Source organism: Marinobacter sp. LV10R520-4 (genome assembly GCF_002563815.1).
GTDB lineage: Bacteria > Pseudomonadota > Gammaproteobacteria > Pseudomonadales > Oleiphilaceae > Marinobacter.
This window is the reverse complement of record NZ_PDJM01000001.1, coordinates 4106104-4132472: the sequence shown is the minus strand read 5'-3', so window position 1 is coordinate 4132472 and position 26369 is coordinate 4106104. Positions and strand designations below refer to the sequence as shown.

At 57.3% G+C, this 26369-nt stretch carries 22 protein-coding genes; 20 read left to right on the top strand and 2 right to left on the bottom strand.

The genetic code is table 11. The features are described 5' to 3' along the window. Positions 1 to 54 precede the first annotated feature (54 nt). Complete coding sequence (pabB, locus tag ATG98_RS20050; RefSeq protein WP_098418712.1) at positions 55 to 1458, bottom strand: aminodeoxychorismate synthase component I; 1404 nt, start codon at positions 1456 to 1458, stop codon at positions 55 to 57. 101 nt (positions 1459 to 1559) lie between these two features. On the opposite strand from pabB, the gene ATG98_RS20045 reads away from it, so the two are divergent. From ATG98_RS20045 to ATG98_RS20000, 10 genes are all read left to right on the top strand, one after another. Beyond that, positions 1560 to 2609: a DUF58 domain-containing protein gene (locus tag ATG98_RS20045; protein ID WP_098424180.1), complete on the top strand. Its 1050-nt coding sequence runs from the start codon at positions 1560 to 1562 to the stop codon at positions 2607 to 2609. Beyond that, entirely contained in the window at positions 2606 to 4738 is a 2133-nt protein-coding gene (locus ATG98_RS20040) for a transglutaminaseTgpA domain-containing protein (RefSeq protein ID WP_098424179.1), read from the top strand. Before ATG98_RS20045 ends, ATG98_RS20040 begins: the two co-directional genes overlap by 4 nt. Positions 4739 to 4791: 53 nt before the next feature. After that, a complete protein-coding gene (locus ATG98_RS20035; RefSeq protein WP_179888318.1) occupies positions 4792 to 5802 on the top strand; it encodes a DNA polymerase III subunit delta' in 1011 nt (336 codons plus the stop codon). Between the two features lie 160 nt (positions 5803 to 5962). After that, the gene (locus ATG98_RS20030) at positions 5963 to 6313 is read left to right on the top strand and encodes a PilZ domain-containing protein (RefSeq protein ID WP_098418709.1); all 351 of its coding nucleotides are present in this window, start codon (positions 5963 to 5965) and stop codon (positions 6311 to 6313) included. A gap of 8 nt (positions 6314 to 6321) precedes the next feature. Further along, positions 6322 to 7242 (top strand): alpha/beta fold hydrolase, encoded by a 921-nt coding sequence (locus tag ATG98_RS20025; protein WP_098424178.1) that lies wholly within the window; start codon positions 6322 to 6324, stop codon positions 7240 to 7242. Between the two features lie 68 nt (positions 7243 to 7310). Then, positions 7311 to 8174, top strand: a complete 864-nt coding sequence (locus ATG98_RS20020) for a DUF4892 domain-containing protein (RefSeq protein WP_098418707.1) — start codon at positions 7311 to 7313, stop codon at positions 8172 to 8174. Positions 8175 to 8178: 4 nt separating this feature from the next. Further along, complete coding sequence (locus tag ATG98_RS20015; protein ID WP_098418706.1) at positions 8179 to 9444, top strand: patatin-like phospholipase family protein; 1266 nt, start codon at positions 8179 to 8181, stop codon at positions 9442 to 9444. A gap of 79 nt (positions 9445 to 9523) precedes the next feature. Continuing rightward, complete coding sequence (prmB, locus tag ATG98_RS20010; protein WP_098424177.1) at positions 9524 to 10426, top strand: 50S ribosomal protein L3 N(5)-glutamine methyltransferase; 903 nt, start codon at positions 9524 to 9526, stop codon at positions 10424 to 10426. Positions 10427 to 10473: 47 nt separating this feature from the next. After that, positions 10474 to 11568, top strand: a complete 1095-nt coding sequence (gene aroC, locus ATG98_RS20005; RefSeq protein WP_098424176.1) for a chorismate synthase — start codon at positions 10474 to 10476, stop codon at positions 11566 to 11568. Between the two features lie 102 nt (positions 11569 to 11670). Beyond that, a complete protein-coding gene (locus tag ATG98_RS20000; protein WP_098424175.1) occupies positions 11671 to 12834 on the top strand; it encodes an MFS transporter in 1164 nt (387 codons plus the stop codon). A 47-nt stretch (positions 12835 to 12881) separates the two neighbouring features. On the opposite strand, the gene ATG98_RS19995 is transcribed toward ATG98_RS20000, so the two are convergent. After that, entirely contained in the window at positions 12882 to 13772 is an 891-nt protein-coding gene (locus ATG98_RS19995; RefSeq protein WP_098418702.1) for a LysR family transcriptional regulator, read from the bottom strand. A gap of 219 nt (positions 13773 to 13991) precedes the next feature. Here ATG98_RS19995 and leuC point away from each other — a divergent pair, with 219 nt between their 5' ends. From leuC to ATG98_RS19945, 10 genes are all read left to right on the top strand, one after another. Continuing rightward, positions 13992 to 15410, top strand: a complete 1419-nt coding sequence (gene leuC, locus ATG98_RS19990; RefSeq protein WP_098424174.1) for a 3-isopropylmalate dehydratase large subunit — start codon at positions 13992 to 13994, stop codon at positions 15408 to 15410. Positions 15411 to 15429: 19 nt separating this feature from the next. Continuing rightward, entirely contained in the window at positions 15430 to 16077 is a 648-nt protein-coding gene (gene leuD, locus ATG98_RS19985; RefSeq protein WP_098421663.1) for a 3-isopropylmalate dehydratase small subunit, read from the top strand. Between the two features lie 45 nt (positions 16078 to 16122). Continuing rightward, the gene (gene leuB, locus ATG98_RS19980; protein ID WP_098418700.1) at positions 16123 to 17196 is read left to right on the top strand and encodes a 3-isopropylmalate dehydrogenase; all 1074 of its coding nucleotides are present in this window, start codon (positions 16123 to 16125) and stop codon (positions 17194 to 17196) included. Between the two features lie 63 nt (positions 17197 to 17259). Continuing rightward, entirely contained in the window at positions 17260 to 18375 is a 1116-nt protein-coding gene (gene asd / locus ATG98_RS19975) for an aspartate-semialdehyde dehydrogenase (RefSeq protein ID WP_098418699.1), read from the top strand. Positions 18376 to 18736: 361 nt separating this feature from the next. Next, complete coding sequence (locus tag ATG98_RS19970; protein WP_098424173.1) at positions 18737 to 21604, top strand: FimV/HubP family polar landmark protein; 2868 nt, start codon at positions 18737 to 18739, stop codon at positions 21602 to 21604. 92 nt (positions 21605 to 21696) lie between these two features. Continuing rightward, a complete protein-coding gene (gene truA / locus ATG98_RS19965) occupies positions 21697 to 22608 on the top strand; it encodes a tRNA pseudouridine(38-40) synthase TruA (RefSeq protein WP_098424172.1) in 912 nt (303 codons plus the stop codon). Beyond that, positions 22601 to 23242, top strand: coding sequence for a phosphoribosylanthranilate isomerase (locus ATG98_RS19960; RefSeq protein ID WP_098424171.1), 642 nt, complete (start codon positions 22601 to 22603; stop codon positions 23240 to 23242). Before truA ends, ATG98_RS19960 begins: the two co-directional genes overlap by 8 nt. Positions 23243 to 23467: 225 nt before the next feature. Further along, positions 23468 to 24394: an acetyl-CoA carboxylase, carboxyltransferase subunit beta gene (gene accD / locus ATG98_RS19955; RefSeq protein ID WP_098424170.1), complete on the top strand. Its 927-nt coding sequence runs from the start codon at positions 23468 to 23470 to the stop codon at positions 24392 to 24394. Further along, entirely contained in the window at positions 24378 to 25715 is a 1338-nt protein-coding gene (gene folC, locus ATG98_RS19950) for a bifunctional tetrahydrofolate synthase/dihydrofolate synthase (RefSeq protein WP_098424169.1), read from the top strand. Before accD ends, folC begins: the two co-directional genes overlap by 17 nt. 2 nt (positions 25716 to 25717) lie before the next feature. Continuing rightward, positions 25718 to 26365 carry an SPOR domain-containing protein gene (locus ATG98_RS19945; protein ID WP_416376586.1) on the top strand — a complete coding sequence of 216 codons (648 nt, stop codon included), beginning with the start codon at positions 25718 to 25720 and terminating at the stop codon, positions 26363 to 26365. Positions 26366 to 26369: the final 4 nt, after the last annotated feature.

The window sequence follows — 26369 nt, the reverse complement described above, 5'->3', positions numbered from 1 at the left end:
TCAGAGCTCAAATGTAGAGTCATGAACAAGAAGGCGGGTCTGTGTACTTTAAACCTATAGCCCGCCTTCCTTTTCCAGGCAATCCATTAGCGGTTTTACCTTGGTCAGGGTTTCCTGATATTCGCTTTCGGCTTCTGAATCCGTGACTATGCCGCCGCCACCCCAGCAGTGGATGGCGCCGGTGTTGTCGCACACCAGGGTGCGGATAGCGATGCTGCTGTCTAGCTGGCCGTCAAAGTTGCGATGAAATACCGATCCGCAGTAAGGGCCGCGCCAGTGGGGCTCCAGTTCCTGAATAATTTCCATAGCGCGGATTTTCGGCGCGCCGGTAATTGAACCACCGGGAAACGCATCAAAAAACGCCCGCAGCGGTGATACATCGGGCGCCAGCGTTGCGCGAATGTGGCTGACCAGGTGGTGCACATTGCGGTAAGACTCCAATGCAAACAGCTTGTCCACACGCACCGACCCCGTGGCCGCGTTCAGACCCAGGTCGTTGCGCAGTAGATCCACAATCATTAGATTTTCTGCCCGGTCTTTTTCCGAATCCATCAGTTCCTGCGCCAGGGCGCGATCCTGCTCGGCATCGTTGCCCCGCGGGCGTGTGCCTTTGATAGGGCTGGTTAGCACGGTATCGCCGCTGATCTGAAGAAAGCGCTCCGGCGAGGCCGACACAATGGCCTGGTCGCCGAGCCGCAGAAAGGCGCCGTAAGGCGTAGGGTGCGCGCTGGTAAGCGCCTGGTAGGCGCGCCAGGGATCGCCCCGGTACTGGCCGCTGAACTGCTGGGACAGATTGGCCTGATAGCAGTCGCCCGCCAGAATATATTCTTTAACCCGCTCAACGCCGGCCATAAAGTCTGTCGCAGATTGCCGTGGCGCAAAGGCCTGGGTCATGCGCCAGTTGTGGCCGGGCAGGGGCGAGGCTGAATCTTCCCTTTGCCAGTGCGCCAGTTGCGCCTGGGTTGCCGCTGCGCACTGGGGGTGAATCCACAGGTAATACTGTCCGCTTTGCCGATCGCAGCTCGCCATCCACAGGTACAAACCGGCTTGCATGGCGGGCAGTGGATTGCGGTCGGCGCTGGGTAAAGCGGCTGTTGCCGTGTTTGTCGGAGCTTTCAAATGCCGATAGCCCAGCTCGTAACTGGCGAAACCCAGCCAGCCACCGCTCAGCCAGGGTGTCGTTTGCGACGCCGGCTCGTCAACCTGCGAAGGCTGACTTTTCATCTGCGCCAACTGGTCTTCCATAAAGTGTGCGGTGCGGGCCAGCGCAGCTTTATCGGCGAATACATCGCTACAGTCGAGGGTTACGGTTATGTTTGCGAGGGCGGCGAAACCAAAGCGTTCGCCACGGCCAGCTTCTGCCCCGGGAGCGCCCAGGCAAATAAAGTCGCTGCACTGGCTGGCGTGAGCCTGAAGCCGGGCAAATTGATCAGCGCTGATGGGTGTAGCCGCTATCAAGGTTAAAACCTCTCATATTCTTTTGAAGGAAAATTAATTCGGCGATTTGTTAATACGCTGGCGATTCGCGAAAGGCTGTTACGTATACTGGATTTATGACAATGAAGAAACCGACAAACGATGGTTTTTGGCAGCGCTGGGTGAATCGACGCCTGCCCAGATCTGATCGCCAGACGTTCAGCCAGAAAAATCTGTTTATTCTGCCGACCGGTGCCGGCGTTATGTTCGGTGCGTTACTACTGATTATGCTGATTACCGGCATCAACTATCAAAACAGCCTGATTTATATGCTGACCTTTGTGCTTGGCGGGGTATTTGTGGGCGCCATGCACCAGACTCACCGCAACCTGGCGGGTTTGACTCTGGCCCTGAGCCGGGCGGGAGAGGCCGTTGCCGGTGACATGGTGCCATTTAGCCTGCGCCTGACCGCCGGTAAAGACGACGCCATTGCGGTGCAGGTTAGCAGCGGGGATTCGTTGCCGGTGTGGGTGAGTGTGCCCGCCGGGCAAAGCCGTGATGTGTCTGTGCAGGTTTTGGCGCCGCGCCGTGGTTATGTGCGCCCGGACCGAATTCGCATAGAAACCCGTTACCCCTTTGGGCTGTTAAAAGCCTGGTCCTGGTTGCGGCCGGTGTCAGCCGGCCTGGCCTTTGCAAAACCCATCACTGCGCCCGAGCTGCGGGCCACCGCCGAGGACGGCGAAAGCGAGGCGGTGGCCAGTGTTCAGGCGGGTTCAGACAGCGCCGATTTGCGGCCCTGGCGCGAAGGCGATTCCAGCCAGCGAGTACTGTGGAAACGCTTTGCCCGCACCGGGCAGCTGGTGGTGGCAGACTGGCAAGGGCAGGCTGGAAGTCCACAATGGTTGGATTTTCAGGCGTTTATAGGTGCAAGTAACGAAATGCGTTTAAGTTATCTGGCGTTTCTGGTGGATGACCGTCAGCGCCTGGGTGTGCGCTACGGGCTGAGTTTGCCGGGGCAGTTAATAGAGCCAGACAGCGGCGTTGCCCACGCATTGCGCTGCCAGCGCGCGCTGGCGGTGTGGGGGCTAGAGAAGCCCCGTGACAACAAGCCCCGCCGCTTTGGCAGTCGCTTGAAATCCACTAGCGCCGACCCGGAACTGCTGAATGGCGCCAGCAACGGGAGCCCGCAATGACTACCCGCCGAGGTAACAAACAACCTTCGCCAGCCCTCGGTTCTGGCGTGCAAGCGCCGGCTGCGCAACTGCCTGGCAAGGCACTTTTATGGTTAGTGGCGGCGTTTACCATACTGCTGGTGCCACAATGGGACCGGCTGCCGCCCTGGCTTTTGGTGGCGTGTGTTGCGCTTATGCTCTGGCGCTGGCTGGCGCGGTTGGGCCGTGTACGCTTACCTGGAAGATGGTGGCGAACGGGGCTGGTGGTGGTGTTGGGCGGAGTGTACGTGGCCACGGTAAAAAGCCAGTTCACGGTAGACACAGCCGCGTCGTTTTTTGTGTTGTGCGTGGCGCTTAAATGGCTTGAAACCCGCAGTGCCCGTGATTTTTACGTGTTGTTTTTCATACTGCTGTACATGGCCGCGGTGAATTTTTTGTTTCACCAGGCCATACACTGGACCCTGCTGAATTTTACCGCGGTGGTGTTGCTGCTGATGGGTTTGCAGGTGCTGAACGCGCCCGAATTGCCAGCCGGTGTGCGCTCTGGTGGCCGCCGGCTAGCGAGCTTGCTGCTAAAAATGCTGCCGGTGGTGATTGTGCTGTTTGTGTTCTTTCCGCGCATGGCGCCCCTGTGGAGCGTACCGCTGGTGTCGGGCCAGGCCCGCAGCGGCATAAGCGATCAGATGACCCCGGGGGATATTTCCAGCCTGGCTCAGAGCAGCGAACGTGCGTTTCGCGTGAGCTTCGGTGGGCCGGCACCACCCCAGCCGCAACGCTATTGGCGCGGCCTGACCCTGGATTATCTTGACGGCGCAAGCTGGAAACAGTCCGCGCAGCCCGCTTTTCGGCGCTTGGGGCGGGTTGAAATCGAAGGCGTATCCGGGCCTCTGGACGCAAACCAATACGAAATATTGCTGGAGCCTACCGATCAGAGCTGGGCGTTCGCGCTGGCGGACTCGGTGGCGGCATCGCCCAATATTGAAGAAGTAGAGGAAGATCTGTTTCGCTTCCGCCGCCCTGCGGACACCAGCGTGCGCTATCGCCTGGCCCTGGAAACGCCTGCGGCCAATGCTGACGCGCAACTGTCACCGGCGCAGCGCCGCCAATTGTTGCAACTGCCTGGCCGTGGCAACCCGCGGGCCCGGGCTTTGGCTGATGAACTGCGCAGCCGTTATGACGACCGTGGGGTAGCCGCTGCGCTGCTGCAGCGTTTCCGCCAGCAGCCGTACTTTTACACCCTGCGGCCGCCGGCCATGCCCGATGACGGTATTGACGCCTTATTGTTCGATGTGAAACGGGGTTTTTGTGCCCACTACGCCGGCGCCATGACCTTTGTGCTGCGTGCGGCCGGTATTCCCGCGCGAATAGTTGTTGGGTATCAGGGCGGTGAATCCGGGGCCGGAGACGAATACCTGATTGTGCGTCAGTACGACGCCCACGCCTGGGTAGAAGGCTGGTTTGAGGGTGCGGGTTGGATTCGGCTTGACCCGACCGCGGCGATTGCGCCGTCGCGCATTGAATCCGGCCTGCGGGAGGCGATGGCAGAGGAAGGTTCGTTTCTGGAAAACAGCTGGCTGTCGCCGCAAAAATACGGCAACTTGCCCCTGCTGACCTGGGCCAGCCTGCAGCTGGATCGCGTCAATTATCAGTGGCAACGCTGGGTGGTAGGGTATCAGGGCCAGAGCCAGATGGACCTGCTGTCGCGTTTGCCCGGTGGCCTTACCATGCGCGATCTGGGTTATATCAGCGCCGGTACTGTGGCAGCCGCACTGTTGCTGGCCGGGTTGATCAGCGGCTGGCGCGGCCGGCAGGGCCGTCGCAGCACCGGTGTGGCGCGTCAGCTTCAACGGTGGCAAAGGTTTTGCGAGGGTGTTGGCGTGCCTGTGCGCCAGGGTGAAACGCCCCTGGGCCTGGCTGAACGACTGGCGCGGGCGGAACCGGCGCTGGCGGATTCGGCCAGAGTTTTTGCTGGTGTGGTCAATACTCACTACTATAGTCGCCAATACAGTCGCCAAACGGCCGATGCCGCTGTGGAGCCGGCGTCTGACATTCGCCGTCTGCGACGCTTGCTGGCCCGCATGAAACGGCAGCGGCGGCAGGCGGCGGCGGGTACAGTTGCGGCTTCCACTAAATCTAGCGAATCATTTTGAGCGAGCAGCGAGGCAAAGGATTGATACATCAGGACACCGATATTGCGACCGATATGCCCTGGCTGGCAAAAGCCTGGCACAGCGTACAGAAACAGCTGACGGAGTCGCGGCTGCCCCACGCACTGATTATTAATGGCGAGCGCGGTGTTGGTAAACGTGCCTGGGCCGATGCGGTTGCCGGTTTGTTGTTGTGTGACCAGCTGCAAACCGACTCCCGGGGAATGCCACAAGCTTGCGGCCACTGCAAGCAGTGCGAATTGAAACGTGCCGGCAGCCATCCGGACGTGCGGGTATACGCCCCTGAAAAATCGCGCATGGTACGCATTGTTCAAATCAGGGAATTGATTGCGTTTGCTTCGGCGTCACCTCAGGTGGGCCAGCGCAAGATTGCGATTATTGATCGCGCCGACCAGCTCAATATCAACGCCGCTAACGCCTTGCTGAAAACTCTGGAAGAACCCAGCGGCGATACCGTGCTGCTGCTGTTGCAGGAAAGCGGCCGGCCGCTGATTCCCACGATTCGCTCGCGCTGCCAGACTCATAATTTGCCGGTACCTGAAGCCTCCGACGCTGAACGCTGGCTGGTGAGCCAGCTGACCCTGCTGCCGTCTGAGAAACAGCCCGAAAGTATCGCCGTGGCGAAAGCGTTGATGCTCGCCGGCAATGCCCCAAGGCTGGCTTTGGATTATCTGAACGGCGGCTTTATAGCGCTGCACGACGCGGCTTTTTGTGGTTTTCGCGATTTCATGAAAAACCAGATGACTCTGGCCGATGCCGCCAAAGCCTTCAAAGCCCTGGGGCTGGATGAAACCCTGTGGCTGTTCGAAGGCTGGGCCGCAGACCTGGCCCGCCTCAGCGCCGGGAGTGAGCCGGCGCACCGTGAAGCTGCGGATATGCTGCGCTTTCTGGCCGGCTGCAATCCGCCCTGGCGCGCCCATGCATTGCTGGACGCGGTGCACGAAGGCCGTGAAGCCGTTGTATACAATGCCAGCCCGGAGCTGGAAGCCAGCCGGCTGCTGCTGGCGTGGCAACAACTGATGCCAAAACGCCAGCGTGCCGGCTGAAACAGCCGCGCGGGCCAATGTGGATTGAAGAGCCGGCAAATACCCGCATCGGTCTCGCTACTGTTATGATTAACAGATATTTATTGAAACCTTTGCCGAAACGTTTATTGACAAATTTTGTTGCAACATTTATTGACACATCACAGATAAGGTATTTGTTATGGGGCCCGGATTCGGAAATCGCAGTGGCATATTGACCCTGACCATCAAAGACAAAGCAGTGCTTTACGCTGCGTACATGCCTTATATCCGCCAGGGTGGTTTGTTTATTCCCACCCAAAAGCAATATCAGCTCGGTGACGAGGTGTTTTTGCTGCTCAATCTGATGGACGAACCGGAGAAATTACCGGTGTCTGGCAAAGTTATCTGGATTACACCAAAAGGCGCGCAAGGGAACCGTGCGGCCGGCATTGGCGTACAGTTTAATGACGACGCCGAATTGGCCAGAACCAAAATCGAGTCGTATTTGGCGGGTTCGCTGAGTTCAGACCGCCCCACCCATACACTCTGAGGTACCCGATGACCCAAGTTGCTGCCGCTTTGGCGGATACAGGCACAGAAACTGCTGCCGGGCAGGAAGCTCTCTGGCCACTGGAACACATCACGCTGGCGGGTTTGAGCTGGCCCGCACAGCCTGAAGCCCCGAACCGGCGGCCAACGCTGTTGCTGCACGGCTGGCTGGATAACAGCGAAACCTTTACCCATCTGGCGCCGGAACTGAGCAGCATGGGCGACGTGTACGCGTTTGATTTTGCAGGCCACGGCCATTCCGGCCATCGCCCGCCGGGGCAACATTATGTGTTGATGGATTATGTAGCGGATCTTGCCGAACTGATTGAGCTTCACTTTGACGCTGACAAAACTCCGCTGGACCTGGTTGGGCACTCCCTTGGCGGTATTGTTGCAGCGCTTTACGCTGCGGCATTCCCGGAGCGGGTACGCAAGCTGGTGCTGATTGACAGCCTGGGTGCACTCAGTCGCCACGAACACGATGTGATTCCGCAGTTGCGCCGCTCCATCAGCAAACGCCTGGCGGGCTCTGGCAAGCCGACGTTGTATCCGGATTTGGCGACAGCGGCGAAAGTACGGGCCGGCGGCCTGAGTCCTTTGAGCCCGGAAGCTGCTCTGGCCCTTATACCCCGTAATATGCAAAAGGTGGAAAGCGGCTGGTTGTGGCGCACCGATGCGCGGCTGCGTCATCCTTCGGCGCTGATGCTGTCAGAACAGCAGGTGCGGGCGTCTTTGGCGGCGCTGAGCACACCAACATTATTTGTGCGGGCGCAATCCGGTTTGTTGGCAGACAACGCCGACACAACCCAGGCCCGCGCCCAAGTGATTAAAGATTTCCAGCAGGTTGATGTTCCCGGCGGCCACCACTGTCATCTGGATGGCGACACCCGTCCGGTGACCCTGGCTGTTAAACGATTTTTGAATCAATAGGTGATGCTGTGTTGAATGATCGATGTGCGAAAAACTTTGTAATTGGAGCTGCGTTAATATTGGGTGCGATGCTCGCTGTAGCGAGCCAGCAGGCACTGGCGGCATTTCCGGAGACAGCTCCAGAGAAGTTTCCCGCGTCAGAGCTGGAAGAAACCCGGCCGTTGGAGTCGGGTGGGCATCTTGTTCTGTTCAGCCCGGTGCGGGAGATTAACAGCGAAATTCGCTCCGATGTGATGGCTCGGCTGCCGGTATCCGGCAACAGCCTGCTGTATCGCATTAACGCAGACGCCAGCCGGGTGGGTGCGTTGAATCACTATCGCCAGGAGCTGCTGAATTCCGGCGCTAACATCTTGTTCGAATGTACAGGCGTGCGCTGCGGCCGCAGCAACGTGTGGGCCAATCAGATTTTTGACAAATCCATGCTGCTTGGCCGGGATACCGCACAGGATTACCTGGTGGTGGGCACCGTCAGCGAAGACGGCCAGCGCTGGCTGACTCTGGTATACACGGTTACCCGCGGTAACCAGAGCGAATACGTCTGGGTAGAGCACTTCGAGGTTGGCTCGGGCGCCGTGGTGCCAGGCCTGGGATCCCTGCAAAGTCGCATTCGCGGGCCTTTAATCGTAGCTTGGCAAGACGGCTTTATTGTGCGCTTTGACTGGAAATCAAAGGACCGCCGCATGTTACGGGACTGGGCCGATGCCGACGGCAGTACCGTGATACTGATCACCTACTCGGAACTGGAAGGCAGCGAGCCGCTGGAAGACGCCATGGCTCGCGCGCGCACGGCCGGTGAATCCATGTCTGATTTGCTGGTGCAAACTGGCATTGTGAAGGAACGCCAGCAGTTAGTGGTGGTGGGCCCGAGCATCGTTCAGTCAGATCCGCTGCGCAAGGGTAACCGTGTGGAAATTTTAGTTATTTCAAGGTGATGGAATGACATCTAAAGACGATGACAAGGCTGTTGCAGCTGCTGGCAAAAGCCTGGCGGCAGGTCCCGCGAAAACTGCTGCGAGCAGCAGTTCCGGGGTGGTCGAAAGCGGCGGCCTGGATTCTGCCGGTGCGCCGGAAACCGGCAAAGACAAAAAGCCGGCGTCTCGGCAAAAGCGCGCTACCGTAGCGCTCGCCTTGGGCAGCGGCGGTGCCCGCGGCTATGCCCATATTGGCGCTATTGAAGTGCTTAACGAGCGCGGCTATGAAATTATTGCCATATCCGGTTGCTCTATGGGGGCGCTGGTGGGCGGCATGTACGCCGCGGGAAAACTGCAGCAGTACAAAGACTGGGTAACGGGGTTAGGGCAGTTTGATGTGCTAAGGCTGCTGGACGTTACCTTTAGTGCGGTGGGCGCTATTCGTGGTGACAAAATTTTTTCTATTGTAAGCGACATTCTAGGCGATACGCGCATAGAAGACCTGCCCATTGCGTTTACCTCGGTCGCCACAGACCTGCTGGGCCATAAAGAAATCTGGTTTCAGGAAGGCCCGCTGGACCAGGCCATACGCGCATCGGTGGCTATTCCCGGTGTGGTTACGCCGCTGGTGCTGAACGGCCGGGTGCTGGTCGATGGCTCCACCCTGAACCCGCTGCCGATCATTCCGACCATTTCGGCCCACGCCGACTTGATTGTTGCGGTGAACCTGGCGGGTGAAGACGACCGCCGCCAGCGCCTGTCGGATGCGGCTTTTACCAGCCTCGACGATGATGACGACAGTGAAGAGTGGATGAGCGCCATGCGCGAAAAAGCGTCGCGCTGGTTTGACTGGGACACATTGAAAGGGTTGGCCGGCGGCAAAGTCGACGGCGAACCTGCGGAAGATAAAATCAGCCGCGAAGTGCAAAAGCAGAATGCCAAAAAACAGCGTAAGCAGGAAGAAGAAGAAGCGGTACAAAGCCCGAAAACACCAGAACCGGGCAGCACTGGCAAACAGCAGGGCGAAGTTGAGACCATTGATTGGGACAAGCTGGGTATCGGCAAGTTCGAGGTAATGAACCTGGCCATTGAAACCATGCAGAGCGTGCTGGTGCAGTACAAAATTGCCGGCTACCCGCCTGACCTGTTGGTGAATATTCCGAAAAACGTGTGCCGCAGCTACGATTTCCACAAAGCGCCAGAGCTGATTCAGCTGGGTCGTGAGCGCATGGCAGCGGCTTTGGACCGCTATGAGCAAGACCACAGCAGCTCAGGCCCGCTCGCGGTTTAAGCCGGTTTAGGCCGCGCGCAAGACAGCCGAAACACGTATACTGTGGGCCCATTTTCCGTTCAGACAGGACTCTTTTGCCGTGACCAGCCCCGTTGATGATTTGGCCACCGTACGCGATTTTTTGCGTTACGCCTGTTCCCGTTTTGCCAAGTCGCCGCTGTACTTTGGCCATGGCACCGACAACGTTTGGGACGAAGCGGTCCAGCTGGTTATGCGCAGCCTGCATTTACCGCTGGAAAACAATAACCTGTTTCTGGATGCGCGCCTGGTGCGCGAAGAGCGCGAGCTGATTCTGGAGCGCATAGAGCGCCGGGTAGAAGAGCAGGTTCCATTGGCCTATCTGTTGGGCGAAGCCTGGTTTATGGGGCTGCCATTTAACGTGGATTCACGGGTGCTGGTGCCACGTTCGCCGCTGGCCGAGCTGCTGGAGAACGGTTTGCAGCCCTGGTTGGGCGATGTGTATGTGGAGCGCATTCTGGATTTGTGTACCGGCAGTGGTTGTATTGGCATTGCCGCCGCTACGGTGTTTGAAGACGCCAAGGTGGACCTGGCGGATATTTCTACTGACGCGCTGGCGGTGGCCGATTCCAATATTACATTGCATCAGCTGGGTGAGCGGGTGCGCACCGTGCAATCGGATGTGTTCAGCAATCTGAATGAACGTTACGATGTGATTCTGAGCAACCCGCCCTATGTGAACGCGCACGACCTGGCCAGCATGCCAGCGGAGTTCGGCCATGAGCCAGTATTGGGCCTGGCGGCCGGTGAAGACGGCCTGGAGATTGCCCATCGCATATTGGCCGGAGCGGCTGATCGGCTGACCGACAACGGTCTGTTAGTTGTGGAAGTCGGTAACAGCTGGCCAGAGCTGGATGCGGCCTATCCTCAGCTGCCGCTGACCTGGCTGGAGTTTGAAAACGGCGGCGACGGGGTGCTCGCTATTGTCGCTAAAGACTTGCGTAAATACCTGTCGAACAGCTGATAAAATCTTTACACCTTTTTTATAACAACTGGATAAGATACTGAATTATGTCTGGAAACACATTTGGCAAGCTGTTCACGGTGACCACGTTTGGTGAAAGCCACGGGGCCGCTCTGGGGTGTGTGATTGATGGCTGTCCGCCGGGGCTCGAGCTGTCTGAAGAAGACATGCAGTACGATCTTGATCGCCGCAAACCGGGCACGTCGCGCTACACCACCCAGCGCCGCGAAGCCGATGAAGTGCGCATTCTTTCCGGCGTATTCGAAGGCCGCACCACTGGCACATCCATTGGTCTGCTGATTGAAAATACCGACCAGCGCTCTAAAGATTATTCAAAAATCGCCACCCAGTTTCGCCCGGCTCACGCCGATTACACCTATCACCACAAATTCGGTGAGCGGGATTATCGCGGTGGCGGGCGTTCCTCGGCCCGCGAGACCGCTATGCGGGTGGCCGCTGGCGCCGTTGCGCGCAAATTCCTGCTGCAGCGCCTAGGCATTACCGTGCGTGGCTACCTGAGCCAATTAGGCCCGATAAAAGCCGAAACCCTGGATTGGGAGCAGGTTCACCAGAATCCGTTTTTCTGCCCGGACGCCAGCAAAGTGCCGGAAATGAAAGCCTATATGGAAGCGTTGGTTAAAGAAGGCGACTCGATTGGTGCCCGTATTAATGTGGTGGCTGAAGGCGTGCCGCCGGGGCTGGGCGAGCCGGTTTTCGACCGCTTGGACGCAGATCTTGCCCACGCACTAATGAGCATTAACGCGGTAAAAGGCGTTGAAATTGGAGCCGGTTTTGGCTGTATCGACCAAAAAGGCACCCAGCACCGGGATGAAATGACGCCGGAAGGTTTCTTGTCGAATCAAGCCGGTGGCGTTCTGGGGGGTATTTCCTCCGGCCAACCTATTCTGGCAAGCATCGCACTCAAGCCGACCTCCAGCCTGCGCTTGCCGGGCCGGAGTATTGATGTTGACGGCAACCCGGTCGAGATTATCACCACCGGCCGCCACGACCCCTGCGTGGGCATTCGCGCCACGCCCATCGCCGAGGCAATGATGGCCATTGTGCTGATGGACCACTACCTGCGCCACCGCGGCCAGAACGCCGACGTGCGGGTAACCACGCCGGTGCTGCCTCAGCTTTGATAGACCAGGGATGAGACACCGGGGACGGATTTGAAATCCGTCCCTACTGGCTTAAAAATGGTACTGAAAGGTAGCGGCGCGAATCAAAGGTAAGGGGTAACAGTGACGCACTGGCGCCTGTCGAATTTGTATTTCTGGTTCTTCGCCCTGCTGGGCGGCATGCTGCCTTACTGGTCGCTTTACCTTGACGGCCGCGGTTTTTCCTATCTGCAAATCGCCAGTTTGATGGCGACCATCCAGCTTACCAAGATTGTGGCTCCCAGCGTGTGGGGACATTTGGGCGACCGCACGGGGCAAAGGGTTCGCCTGGTCCGCTTCGGTACCATCACCGGTTCCCTGTGTTTTGCTGGTGTGCTTCTGGAGCCGGGCTTTACCGGCCTGCTGCTGGTGATGCTGGCGTTCACTTTTTTCTGGAACGCGGTGCTGCCCCTTTACGAAGTCATCACTCTGCAGGTTCTGGGTGCACAGCGGGACCAATACGGCAAAATCCGCTTATGGGGTTCGGTGGGCTTTATTGCGGCAGTGGCGTTGATTGGCGTGCTGCTGGAATGGGTGGATATTCGATACTTGCCGATGCTGTTGATTCCCCTGTTTGCCGGCATTGCGGTGTCGGCCTGGATGCTGCCTGTTGAAAAAATCGTTCGTAAGCAGAAGTCCCCGCGGGGCAGCCTAAAAGCCATTCTGACCCATCCTGCGGTGATTGCGTTCTTTGTGATGAACTTTTTGCTGCAAGTGGCCCACGGCTCTTACTACACGTTTTTCAGTATTCACCTGCAGTTGCACGATTATGGCAAGCTGGCCATCGGCCTGTTGTGGTCACTGGGCGTTATCGCCGAAATTGTCCTGTTTATGGTGATGCATCGCCTGGGCGCGCGTTTCAGCGGTCGCCACATTGTGCTGGCGGCTTTGCTGCTAAGCTTGCTGCGCTGGTTGCTGATTGCGGAAATGGCGTCGGTGCTGCCGGTGCTGATATTTGCCCAGCTGTTGCATGCGGCATCTTACGGCGCATTACATGCGGTGTCGGTGCAGTACATTCAAGGCTTTTTTGGCCGCCACCATCACGGCCAGGGGCAGGCTCTTTATAGCGGGCTAACCTTTGGTGCCGGCGGCGCGCTGGGCGCCTGGGGTGCGGGGTTTCTGGTAGACGGCATCGACACCTCCGCGGCCTTCCTGGGCAGCGCGGTTGTTACCGCCCTGGCGCTTGCCGCCGCCTGGCGCGGCTTGCAACCGCCGCCGAGGCTGGAGGAAAGTAGGGGACAGATTTGAAATCTGTCCCCAGTGTGCGGTCTGCGGTGAGAGGTAGGGGACGGATTTCAAATCCGTCCCCGCTTTGCCTTGGGTTCCTGTTGCTCCACAATCGCCAGCAGAGCCTGGGCGGCACCGCTCAGGTCTCTGCCTGACAGGCCAATAGCCCCCATCAACCGCGCCACCGAATGCGCCACCGGCAGCACCCGCAGGCTGCTGTCTAGCATGCGCACCGGCAACACGCTCCAGCCAAGACCCACGCTGGTCATCATTTTCAGGGTCTCCAGGTAATTTGTGGGCATTTGCGAGCTCAACGGCAGGTTGGCCTCCATAAACAGCCGGCTGACCAACCGGTAAGTTCCCGTGCTGGTGTCTGGCAATAGCGCAGCGTGGCCAGACAAGTCCGCCAGAGTAGGCTGCTCCAGCGCTGCCAGTGGATGCTCCGGCCCGACCACAAACGCCATTGGATCTGGCCACTGGGCGTATACCTTAAAGTTCGGGTCTATGCCGTCGCTCAGGGTAACAAACGCCAGCTCGGCGCCGCGTTTGCGCATCTGGGCGTAGGCGGCGTCTGATTCCATAAACTGAAGATCAAGGCTGACCTGCGGATAGTCGCGCTTGAAGCGCCGCAACCAGTTTGGCAGGTGGTGCAGGCCAATGTGGTGGCTGGCAATAATCTGTAGCTTACCGGCCACTTCGCGGGTGCTTGGTGACAGCGCAATGCGGGCGTTGTGGATTTCATCCAGAATCCGCCTGGCGTGGGGCAGCAGTCGTGTGCCGGCGTCGGTCAGTTTGAGCTGGCGCTGGCTGCGATCAACCAGTTCGGCGCCGAGCTGGACTTCCAGAGCGGCCAACCGCTTGCTGATGGCAGGTTGGGTAATGTGCAGCTGCTCGGCGGCTTCAGAGAACGAGCCCTGGTCAACAATGGCCAGAAAGGCGCGCAGAGTATTGGAATCCATAGTTATCACGACCGTCGTCGACTAAAAGTGCTTTTTACAACACCCTGAAACGGTTCATTCTATTCGGTAGTATTCCAAATAGGAATGCTATGCATAAAAAACATGAATTGAGGTTATTGGCGAGGCACTTTAAACTGTTCAGACAATCAGAACTTCAAAGGGCGCAGCCTTACCAACGGTGATGCGATTTTCAAACCCCAAAACGATGAGAGAGCGATCATGGCGGGTAAAACCTTATACGACAAATTGTGGGACGATCATCTGGTAAAACAGCGTGATGACGGTTCTGCCCTTATTTACATTGACCGCCACCTGCTGCACGAAGTGACGTCGCCGCAGGCGTTTGAAGGTCTGCGCCTGGCCAACCGAAAGCCCTGGCGGATTGATGCCAACCTGGCAACGCCCGACCATAACGTGCCTACCACTGACCGCGCCATGGGAATCGACGGCATTGTGGACCCGATATCGCGCATTCAGGTAGAAACCCTGGACAGCAACTGCGACGAGTTCGGCATTCTTGAATTCAAGATTAAAGACCAGCGCCAGGGTATCGTGCACGTGATCGGGCCCGAGCAGGGTGCAACCTTGCCCGGTATGACCATTGTCTGCGGTGATTCCCATACCTCGACTCACGGTGCGTTCGGATGCCTGGCCCACGGTATTGGCACCTCGGAAGTGGAACACGTGCTGGCTACCCAGTGCCTGGTGCAGCAGAAAATAAAAAATATGCTGGTGAAAGTGAATGGCCAGTTGGGTAAAGGCGTAACCGCCAAAGACGTAGTGCTGGCGATTATTGGCAAAATCGGTACCGCTGGCGGTTCCGGGCATGCTATCGAGTTTGGCGGCGAAGCCATACAAAGCCTGAGCATGGAAGGCCGGATGACGGTGTGCAATATGGCGATTGAAGCCGGCGCCCGCGTTGGCATGGTGGCGGTAGACGGCACCACTATTGATTACATCAAGGGTCGGCCGTTTTCACCCAAGGGTGAAGCCTGGAATGCAGCCGTTGCTCATTGGAGCACCTTGCACAGTGACCCGAACGCCGAATTCGACAAAGTAGTAGAGCTTGAAGGTGCGGATATTCAGCCTCAGGTGAGCTGGGGCACATCCCCGGAAATGGTGGCGAACGTGGCCGGCCAGGTGCCAGACCCGGCTCAGGAAACCGACTTGATAAAGCGGGAGGGGCTTGAGCTCGCCCTGAAATACATGGGCTTGCAGCCCAATCAGTTGATCACCGACATCAAGTTGGATCGGGTATTTATCGGTTCTTGCACCAACAGCCGTATTGAAGATCTGCGCGAAGCGGCGCTGGTGGTTAAGGGTCGCAAAGTGGCGGCGAGTTTGAAGCAGGCCATGGTAGTGCCAGGTTCAGGCCTGGTGAAGTTGCAGGCCGAAGCCGAAGGGCTGGACAAGATTTTTCTGGAAGCGGGCCTGGAATGGCGCGACCCCGGTTGCTCTATGTGCCTGGCCATGAACGCCGATAAGTTGGGCCAGGGCGAGCATTGTGCGTCTACTTCTAACCGCAACTTTGAGGGGCGTCAGGGCTTTGGTGGGCGTACCCATCTGGTTAGCCCGGCTATGGCAGCGGCGGCAGCGATTGCCGGCCATTTTGTTGACGTTCGTGAAATGCTGAACTGATCCACAGGAGACAATGACCATGCGCGCATTTACCCAACATCAGGGCCTGGTAGCCCCCATGGACCGTTCCAATGTGGACACGGACCTGATCATTCCCAAGCAATTTTTGAAGTCCATCAAACGCACCGGCTTCGGCCCCAATCTGTTTGATCCATTGCGTTATCTGGACGAGGGCCAGCCTGGTCAGGACAATTCCCAACGCCCGTTAAACACGGATTTTGTGCTGAACCAGAAACGCTACAGCGGCGCCAGTGTGCTGCTGGCCCGTACCAATTTTGGCTGCGGTTCCAGCCGCGAACACGCGCCTTGGGCGCTGGAAGATTTCGGCTTTCGGGTGATTATTGCCCCCAGTTTTGCTGATATTTTTTATAATAACTGCTTTAAGAATGGGCTGTTGCCTATTGTTCTTGATGAAAAAATAGTTGATCAGCTGTTTATTGAAGCTGAGGCCAGCGAAGGCTATGAACTGACGGTGGATCTTGCAGCGAAAACCGTTATCACGCCGTCTGGGGAATCTTTCAGCTTCGACGTAGACGGCTTTCGTCGCCACTGCCTGCTGCATGGCCTGGACGATATTGGTGTGACTTTGGAAGACGCCGATGTGATCCAGCATTACGAAGATGCGCGTCGCAAAACCGCGCCCTGGCTGTTTGGTGCCGGCCAGTAATTTTCCTGTTAAACCAATGTCGAAACCGATATCAAGGAACCTGATATGTCACGAACCATATTACTGCTGCCGGGCGACGGCATTGGCCCTGAAATCATGGGCGAAGCCGAAAAAGTACTGCGCCGGGTGAATGAGTCTTTCAAACTTGATTTGAGCTTTCAGCACGGCTTGGTTGGCGGTGCTGCGCTGGATGATTCTGACACTCCGCTGCCGGATGAAACCCTGGAGTTGGCCTCCAAGGCCGATGCGATTCTGCTGGGCGCCGTTGGCGGCCCGAAGTGGGACGCCCTGCCGATGGCCAAGCGCCCGGAAAAAGGTTTGCTGGGACTGCGCTCCAACCTTGAGCTGTTTGCCAATTTTCGCCCGGCTATTCTTTATCCGCAGCTGGCGTCTGCTTCTTCGCTGAAGCCTGAAGTAGTGTCGGGCCTTGATATCATGATTATCCGTGAGCTGACCGGCGGTATCTACTTCGGTCAGCCCCGGGGTGTGCGGCAACTGGAAAGCGGTGAGCGCCAGGGCTATAACACCTACGCCTACACCGAGACGGAAATTCGTCGTATTGGCCGGGTGGCGTTTGAAACGGCCCAGCAGCGCGGCAAAAAACTATGCTCGGTCGACAAGGCCAACGTGCTGGAAGTGACGGTGCTGTGGCGTGAGATCATGAACGAGTTGAAGCTTGAGTATCCGGACGTAGAGCTGTCGCACATGTACGTGGATAACGCCGCTATGCAGCTGGTGCGCGCACCCAAACAGTTTGACGTGATTGTAACCGGCAATATGTTTGGTGATATTCTTTCTGACGAAGCCGCTATGCTGACAGGCTCCATCGGCATGCTGCCATCGGCTTCTATGAACTCGGCGAAGCAGGGCATGTACGAGCCTTGCCATGGTTCGGCGCCGGATATTGCCGGCAAAGGCATTGCGAATCCGCTGGCGACCATTCTTAGCGTTGCGATGATGCTACGCTATAGTCTGGATGAGAGCGCCGCCGCAGCAGCCATTGAAACCGCGGTTGGCAAGGTACTGGACCAGGGGTTGCGCACAGCGGATATAATGTCGGAAGGCTGCACCCGGTCTTCTACCCGTGAAATGGGTGAAGCGGTGCTGTCGCAGCTTTAACATTCACTCCGCCCGGGCCCGCGAAACCGGCCCGGGCAGGTATAAAAAAGGTTTGAAAGTCACATGAAGCGAGTTGGGCTTGTAGGTTGGCGTGGCATGGTGGGTTCTGTCCTCATGCAGCGCATGCGTGAAGAAAACGATTTCGCGGATATCGAACCGGTATTCTTTTCCACGTCGCAAACCGGGCAACCGGCGCCGGATGTGGGCCGCGATGGCATTCTGCCGCTGCAGGACGCCTTCGATATTGACACTCTGAAAACCCTGGACGTGATTTTGACCTGCCAGGGCGGCGACTACACCTCGGCGGTGTATCAGAAGCTGCGTGACGCCGGCTGGAACGGCTACTGGATAGACGCTGCGTCTACCCTGCGCATGGTTGACCATTCTGTGATTGTGCTAGACCCGGTTAACCGTAACGTGATTGATGCAGCGCTCGACAAAGGCGTGAAAGATTACATTGGCGGCAACTGCACCGTGAGCCTGATGATGTTGGCCTTGGGTGGTTTGCTGGAGCAGGACTTGATTGAATGGGTATCGCCCATGACCTATCAGGCCGCTTCCGGGTCCGGCGCGCAGAACATGCGAGAGCTGCTGAACCAGATGGGCGAGCTGAACGGCAGTGTTAAAGCCGAGCTGGAAAGCCCGTCTTCTGCGATTCTTGAGATTGATCGCAAGGTGACCGACACCATGCGCAGCGACGCCTTCCCGACCGAGCACTTTGGTGTGCCCCTGGCGGGCAGCCTAATTCCGTTTATCGACAAGCAGCTCGAAAACGGTATGAGCAAGGAAGAGTGGAAAGCCGGTGTTGAAACCAACAAGATTCTGGGCCGTAGCGACAATCCTATTCCTATCGACGGTTTGTGCGTTCGAATCGGTGCCATGCGTTCACACAGTCAGGCACTGACCATAAAGCTGCGCAAAGATCTTCCTGTTGCTGAAATCGAGAAGATTCTGGCCGCCGGCAACGATTGGGTGAAAGTTATTCCCAACGAGCGTGAAGCCAGCATGAACGAGCTGACACCGGCGAAAGTCACCGGCACTCTGAGTATTCCCGTGGGCCGTATTCGCAAATTGACCATGGGGCCGGAGTATATTTCTGCGTTCACCGTGGGTGACCAACTGTTGTGGGGTGCGGCAGAACCGTTGAGGCGCATGCTGCGAATTCTTCAAAGTCGTTGATTAATGCCAACTGCGTCCGGTTTCAACCAACCGGTGAGGGGCGAAGGCTGCTTTCAGCCTTCGCCCCTGTTATTTTCATAACTATAAAAGCCGGTGTCTCCTCAGCGCCCGCAATAACTTAATCTTCGTGATGGCTGTGTGTTTGCGATCAAGAGTTGGCAAAGTAGCGCAGCAGTGCACTGAAGAACGTTGATTTATTGATAAAATGATGCTTATCAACAATACTTGCCGCGTTGAGGATTAAAGTTCCGCCACACTTATACAACACCCAGACGGAAGTCATCCAACCTCGTCCGAAACTGCTTTAACGCCGCCGTGCACCGAAGCAGGTACGAATAACGGAGACTGGAAAGGAAAAAGCATGAAGGTACGCAAGCTTGCGGTTGCTCTGGCACTGGCTGGAGGTCTTGGCTCCGGCGTTGCACAAGCCCTGGGATTGGGGGAGGTGGAGCTGCAGTCCTACTTGAATGAGCCCCTGGATGCGCAAATTGTGCTACGCCAGAGTCGCGGCGTTAGCCCTGGTGATGTTTTCGTCAATGTGGCTTCTGAATCCGCCTATCAACGGGTGGGTCTTAATCGCGGCCAGTTTGCCAGTAAGCTAAAATTTCAGGTGGTTACCCGCAGTGATGGCAGCCTGGCGGTCAGCGTGTCTTCCCGTGAACCGTTACGGGAGCCGTACTTCAATTTTCTGCTGGAGCTGACCTGGCCCAGTGGCCGTTTGCTGCGCGAATACGCGGTGTTGGTAGACCCACCTGTGTATGCGGCAGAAACCGGCATCCGGGAACCGCTTGTAGCGGCACCGTCTGCTGGCCGCAGCAACTCATCGCCCAGCGCCAATAGCGGCGCAGTGAGCCGACCGGCGCCCGCAAGTTCTGGTTCCGCACAATCTCTTGCATCTGGCGGTGTTTACGGCCCTACAACCTCGTCTGATACCCTGTGGAGCATTGCCACCAGGATGCGCCCAAACAACAGCGTATCTGTGCAGCAGGTTATGCTGGCGATTCAAGAGATTAATCCCGATGCGTTTATAGGCGGCAATATCAACCGTTTGAAACGCGGTGAAGTTCTGCGCGCACCCACGCTGGCGCAAATCCAGCGCCTGGGCCAGGGCGAGGCAAATCAGGTCGTGCGAGCACAAAACCAGGACGTCAACACGACCCGGGCAACGATTGATGCCAGCCCAGCGGCTACGCCATCTGCGCCCGCAGCGATAGACGGCGGCGATGCGGAACTGAAACTGATTGTGGCCGAGACTGAGGCACCGCAAGCCGTCGATAACACTGAACAGAGCGGATCTGCCGGTACTGACGGTAACCAGGCTGACGGCGCAGATGCCGGCACCACGGTGGCGCTCGAAGAACTTGACAGTGCTCGCCGTGAAAACAGCGAGTTAACTACCCGTGTTGATGCACTGCAAGAGCAGGTAGAAACCCTGCAGCGGTTGCTGGAGCTGAAAAATAGCCAGTTGGCCGACATGCAGCAAGCGGGTATGAACGGCGATAACGCGGTCGTCAGTATGGACCAGAATGCAGCTGACGAACCCGCAATGGATGGTGTCGCCGAAGCCGAAACGGCCAGTGCGGTTGCAGTGCAACCTGAACAAGACGCGCAGCCCCAGATCGCACAGCCTGATCCAGCTGAAGAAAGCGCAGCCCAAGGTGGTTTGGTCAACAGCATTATGAATAACCTGCTGTACCAAATGGTTCTGGGCGGCGGCTTGCTCTTGCTGCTACTGCTGCTGCTTTTGGTGTCGCGCCGCAAGTCGAAAAATAAGGATGCAGCCGGGACCGAGACTGAGACTGAGCGAGAGACCGAGGCCGATACCGGCTTTGAACAAGCACCCTTGGTTGAACCTTTACCCAGTTCCGGTTCGTTTGACCTGGATCTTGGTCTGGACGATCAGGAACCGCCAGCACCCGAAGCTGAACCGGACGCTATGGTAGAGGTTAATTCCTACCTGGCTTACGGTCAGCACGAACAGGCGGTGAATACTCTGGAGTCTGCGATTTCCCGCGAGCCTAGCCGCACCGAACTGCGCCTGAAACTGCTGGCGGTTTACGCAGATGCCCAGGATAGAGTGGCTTTTGAACGCCAGTATGGCGAGCTCAGTGCTTTGGACGATGACGAGGCCGTGGCAGAGGCCGATCGTTTGCTGACCGATCTTGAGCAGGCGGAAGCGGCACCCAGCATTGATGATCTTGAATCTGAATTGCGCTCCGGTTCCTTTGCCGGCTCTTTCGGGGGCTTCGATGAGGAAGCAGACGATGCAAAATACAGCGCCAAGCCAACGTCAGACGATCCTATAGACTACGATCTGAGCGGCATTGACGACCTGAGCGACAAGGAAGAGCCCGCAAAGTCTGAAGCTCCGGAAGATTTTGAAGACTTTGTGTTGTCTGACGACTTCGCCCGGAAATTTGCCGATGAAGACGCCGCACCGCGGTCCAGGGCTGACGACACCGCCAACACGGCCAGCAATACGTCTGACGATGACGACCTGAGCCTGGATGAGGCTTTCCTGGACGAGCTGGATGCCGAGCTTGATAAAGATGACCCCGAGGCCGAACTCAAGCCTTTGGACATGCAGGAACCGGATCTGGAGAGATTGGATCTGGACATTTCGGACGATGATCTGGCGTTGATGGGCGAATTTTCAGATGGCGCAGATAGCTCCAATCATGCCGGTGGTGGTGATGCCGAGTCCGAATCCGAATCCGAATCCGAAGCAGAACAACTGCCAGAGATGACCGACGCTGAACTATTGGCTTTGGAGATGGGTGACGACCCACAAGCTGGAATTGAAGCCGAGGAAGAGCTGGGCGTTAAGCTGGCCGAGAACCAGGACGATGAGGATGACATCAGCCTGGACGATCTGGAGACGCTGGAGTTGCCCGAAGAAGACCTTCCGGCGTACGACCTTCCTGAGGACGATCTGTCGGAAGACGACCTTCCAGAAGTGGACTTGTTGGAAGAGGATCTTTTAGAAGAAGACCTACCCATTGTGGCACCTGGCGCGCCTCGAGCGATCGACGAGAGCGATCTGGGTGACGACGATGATTTCGACTTCCTGGCTGGCACCGACGAGGCAGCAACCAAGCTGGATTTGGCGCAGGCCTACGTCGAGATGGGCGATATCGACGGCGCCCGCGACATTCTGATGGAAGTGGAACTTGAAGGCACCACTGAACAGAAAGCAGAAGCGAAGGAACTGCTTAAAAATCTGTCCTGATTGGTTATAATCCTTCAAACAAAGCCGGCGCTCAGAGCCTTCTGACCGCCGGCTTTGTTTTTTAACAACCAGACAACACATCGAGCTGACTTTTGTTTCTTGAACCCCAGGCGCTTACAGCGGATACACTCATTGGCAACGGCCGTGTGGCATTGGTCTTTGAATACGATGGCCGTGAATTCCACGGCTGGCAGCAACAAAAATCCGGTATCCGTGCGGTGCAGCAACAGCTGGCAAAAGCCGCCAGCAAAGTAGCCGACCACGGGGTAGAGCTGGTGTGTGCCGGCCGCACCGATGCCGGCGTTCACGCCAGTTATCAGCTGGTGCACTTTGATACATCATCACTGCGCACAATGCGTTCTTGGGTGATGGGTATTAATACAGCCTTACCTTTCGATATTTCCGTGCGCTGGGCTGGCCAGTGCAAGGGCGACTTTCATGCCCGGTTCTCCGCGGTTTACCGGCGCTATCGCTACATCATTTATAACGACCCGGTGCGCCCAGGTATTCAGCGCGGCCAGGTAAGCTGGAATTTTCGGCCTCTGAATGCCGAAAACATGCATCAGGCGGCCCAGGCGCTGGTAGGCGAACACGATTTTAGTGCTTTTCGCGCCGCTGGCTGTCAGTCTCATAGCCCGATTCGATTTTTGCAGAGCATCAGCGTAACGCGCAAAGGCGATTATTTGGTGATTGACGTTCAGGCCAATGCTTTTTTGCATCACATGGTACGCAATATTGCCGGGGCCTTGATGGCCGTAGGTTGCCAGGAGCAGGCGCTGGATTGGATTGGCCAGATTCTGGCGACGAAGGATCGCAGGCAGGCGGGTGTAACCGCTCCGCCTGACGGTTTGTACCTGGTAGACGTGGGTTATCCCGCCGAATTCGGAATTCCCCAGCCCAGCTGTGGCCCGGCGTTCGCAGAACCCTGGTTTAGTGCAGAGCAGAATCGGCCGGTTGCGGCCACTCATATTCACCGCAAACAAAGGCCGCCCAACCGTGATTAGCCGTGTAAAGATCTGTGGCCTGACCCGCCTAGAGGACGTAGACGCCGCCGTGGCCGCCGGCGCTGACGCCATTGGCCTGGTGTTCTACGACCCCAGCCCGCGGGCTGTGAGTATTGACTTGGCGCGGCAGCTGGCCGCCCGGATACCCGCGTTTGTTAGCGTAACGGGGTTGTTTGTGAATCCGCAGGCGGATTTTGTCAGGCAGGTGTTGCAGCAGGTGGCTCTGGATTTGCTGCAGTTTCACGGTGACGAAACCGCTGCTTTCTGTGAGCAGTTTCAGCGCCGCTGGATTAAGGCCATACGGGTGCGGCAGCAAGGGCAAATTGAACAGGCCTTTGAGGCGTACCAAAATTCAGCTGGCTTGCTGGTGGATGCCTGGCATCCTGAACAATACGGAGGCACCGGCCATGGTTTTAACTGGTCGCTGATTCCTGAACAGCGGCCGTTGCCACTGATATTGGCCGGTGGCTTGCAACCCGACAACGTTGCCGCAGCTGTGCAGCATGTACGGCCTTGGGCAGTGGACGTCAGTGGCGGCGTGGAAAGCGGCGGCGTGAAAAGTAAGAAAGGCATCAAATGCGCCAAAAAGATGGCAGACTTCGTGGCCGCGACCAGAAGCGCTGATTGTTGGTAGACTCATGGATTGATTAAATAGAACGCAGGGGCAGGGTATGCGATTGGAAAAATTGGGCCAGCCCGGCGTTATATGTACTATGTTTCATTGAATGAGACGTTTACACAGCATGGCATGCTGCCAGAATGGGCTCATCAAACACGCTATCCGATGGTGTAATTGTTGGCCGGTAGTGGGTGTTTACAATAGAACGATCAAAATAGGTTCTACAGACGGGATTAAATCATGAGTAGTTGGCTAGATAAGATAATGCCGAGCAAGATCCGCTCGGAATCCAAGACGAGGACCGGTGTGCCGGAAGGTCTGTGGAAAAAGTGCCCGAAATGTGGCGCTTTTCTGTACAAGCCCGAGCTGGAAAAAAATCTGGACGTGTGCCTGAAGTGTAATCACCACTTGCGAGTGGCTGCCCGCCGCCGCCTTGATATTTTTTTGGATCCAGACGGCCGTGAAGAAATTGGCGCAGACCTGGAATCTTGGGACCGCCTTAAGTTCAAAGACACCAAACGTTATAAAGATCGCCTGAGCCAGGCCCAGAAAGCGACTGGCGAAAAAGACGCCCTGTTAGCCATGAAGGGCACCACAATCGGGATTCCACTGGTGGCTTGCGCCTTCGAGTTCAACTTCCTTGGCGGTTCTATGGGCCAGACGGTTGGCGAAAAGTTTGTGCGGGCGGCCAATGTGGCGCTGGAAGAGCGCATTCCTCTGGTGTGCTTCTCTGCCAGCGGCGGCGCGCGTATGCAGGAAGCTATTCTTTCGCTGATGCAGATGTCCAAAACCGCGGCGGTTCTTGAGCGCATGAAGCAGCAAGGCCTGCCCTATATTTCGGTAATGACGGACCCGGTCTTTGGTGGCGTATCGGCCAGCCTGGCCATGTTGGGTGACTTGAATATTGCCGAACCTAACGCATTGATTGGCTTTGCCGGACCGCGGGTAATCGAGCAGACCGTGCGCGAAAAGTTGCCTGAAGGCTTTCAGCGCAGCGAGTTTTTGTTGGAGCACGGTGCTATCGATATGATTCTGCACCGTCACCAGATGCGTGGGCGAATTGCACACTTGTTGGCAAAATTTGGCAACCTGGAAAAACCTGACACCGAGGCGCCCATCGAAATTGAAGTGACTGAAAAGCCGGACGATAATGTCCCAGTCTCATAATCCGGATCAGACTGCGCCGAAAACAGCGGCCCCCGGCGCCGATGCCAGCCTGGGCCAATGGCTGAGCTACCTTGAGGCCATTCACCCGGTTGAAATCGAACTGGGGCTGGACCGGGTGATGGTGGTTTTGCAGAGACTGTTCCCGAATAAGCCCGAGGCCCGCATTATTACCGTGGCTGGCACCAACGGCAAGGGCAGCACGGTTGCAGCTCTGGAGGCGCTGTTGCAGGAATCAGGGCGTCGCACCGCAGCCTACACGTCGCCACATCTTCAGGTTTATAACGAGCGGGTACGCCTGCTGGGTGAGCCCATTTCGGACGCGCAAATGATTCACGGGTTCGAACGAGTTCAAGAGGCCAGGGCGGAAGTGTCGTTGAGCTATTTCGAATTCGGAACTCTGGCTGCGTTTGTTGCCATGTCCGAAGCCGACGTAGACGACTGGATTCTGGAGGTTGGCCTGGGCGGCCGTCTGGATGCGGTGAACGCGCTAGACGCGGATTTTGTGATCCTGACCTCGATTGATATTGATCATGCGAGCTTTCTGGGCAACGATCGCGAGTCTATCGGTTTTGAAAAAGCCGGTGTGTTGCGCCCGGGTATTCCCGCGGTGTACGCCGATTTTGATCCCCCGCGCTCGGTATTGCAGCAAGCGTTATCGCAAGAAGTAGACCTGGCGTTGCTGGGTCGTGATTATCAGTTGGTGCAGTGTTCAAGCCAGCCGGCGATGGTGAACCTGGAGTTGGGGGAAGAAGAGTTTCGCCTGCCAGATTTTGCCCTGCCGGTGAAAAGCTTGGCTGCAGCGGTTGTTGCTTCCCGCACCTTGGCGCCCAATCTGGGTGTTCAGCAGATTGAGCGGGCGGTGGCCGCAGTGTCGGTGCCCGGGCGTTTTGAACAGGTAGCCACGTCGCCGCTGGTGATTCTGGATGTGGGACATAACCCCCACGCAGCCTGTTGGCTGGCTAGCCGGTTACGCCTGTTACAGCATCCGGAAACCCGCATTCACGCGGTCTACGGTGCGCTTGCTGATAAAGACGTGCAAGGTGTTGCCAAAGCCATGTCCAGCGTGGTTCACAGCTGGTATCTGGCTGGACTGTTGAAAGAAGCTCCCCGCGGCTATAGCGCCGAGGCTCTGAATGCGCAGTTTGAGCAGTGCGGTATAGAGCCTGCCGGTTGCTGGCACTCGGTGTCGGAGGCCCTGGCTGAAGCCCAAAGCCAGGCCCGTGCTAATGATATTGTGATCGTGTTTGGTTCGTTCTTTACTGTGGCGGCGGCCCGCAATATTTTGCATCCAAGCGCCGCCGTTACCAACCCTGGAGCATGATTGTGGACGGATTAAAGCAGAGGATCATCGGCGCCCTGGTGCTGATTTCACTGGCGGTGATTTTTGTGCCGATGATCTTTGACGAGCCCCATTCAGGGCGCAACTCCACCTCGATAAGCATTCCTGAAGAGCCGCCATTTCCGGAAGTGAACACCGAGCCACCTCCGCAGACCGCCATGCCAGAATATCAGAGCGCCCCCGGGTCAGAAACGGCGGTAGCAGACCGTGCCAGTGGGTCTGGGGAATTTCAGCTCATTGAAGAAGTGACGCCGCAGGCGCCTGAGCCGACTGCGGCCAGCAGCGCCGTTACGGCGGCAGCCGCTCAGCCTGCAGAGGTCAAACAGGCCACAGCGGCCCCGGCCCGGCCCGAACCCAGCCCGCAAACCGAGGAAGAGTTCAGCCGCTCTCTGGAAGGCGCATGGGTTGTTCAGCTGGGCAGCTTTGGCGATGCCGACAACGCCCGGCGTTTGCGTGATAACGCCCGCGAAAAGGGCTACAGTTCACACCTTCAAGAATTCAGCCGCGGTGAAACCCGGCTGACCCGGGTATTCAGTGGGCCTTTTGTCAGCAAATCCGAAGCCGGCGCGGCCAAAGCGGCCCTTGACAAGGCCTTCAGCCTCAACAGTTTGGTCACCAGCCCTGATAAATAAGCCG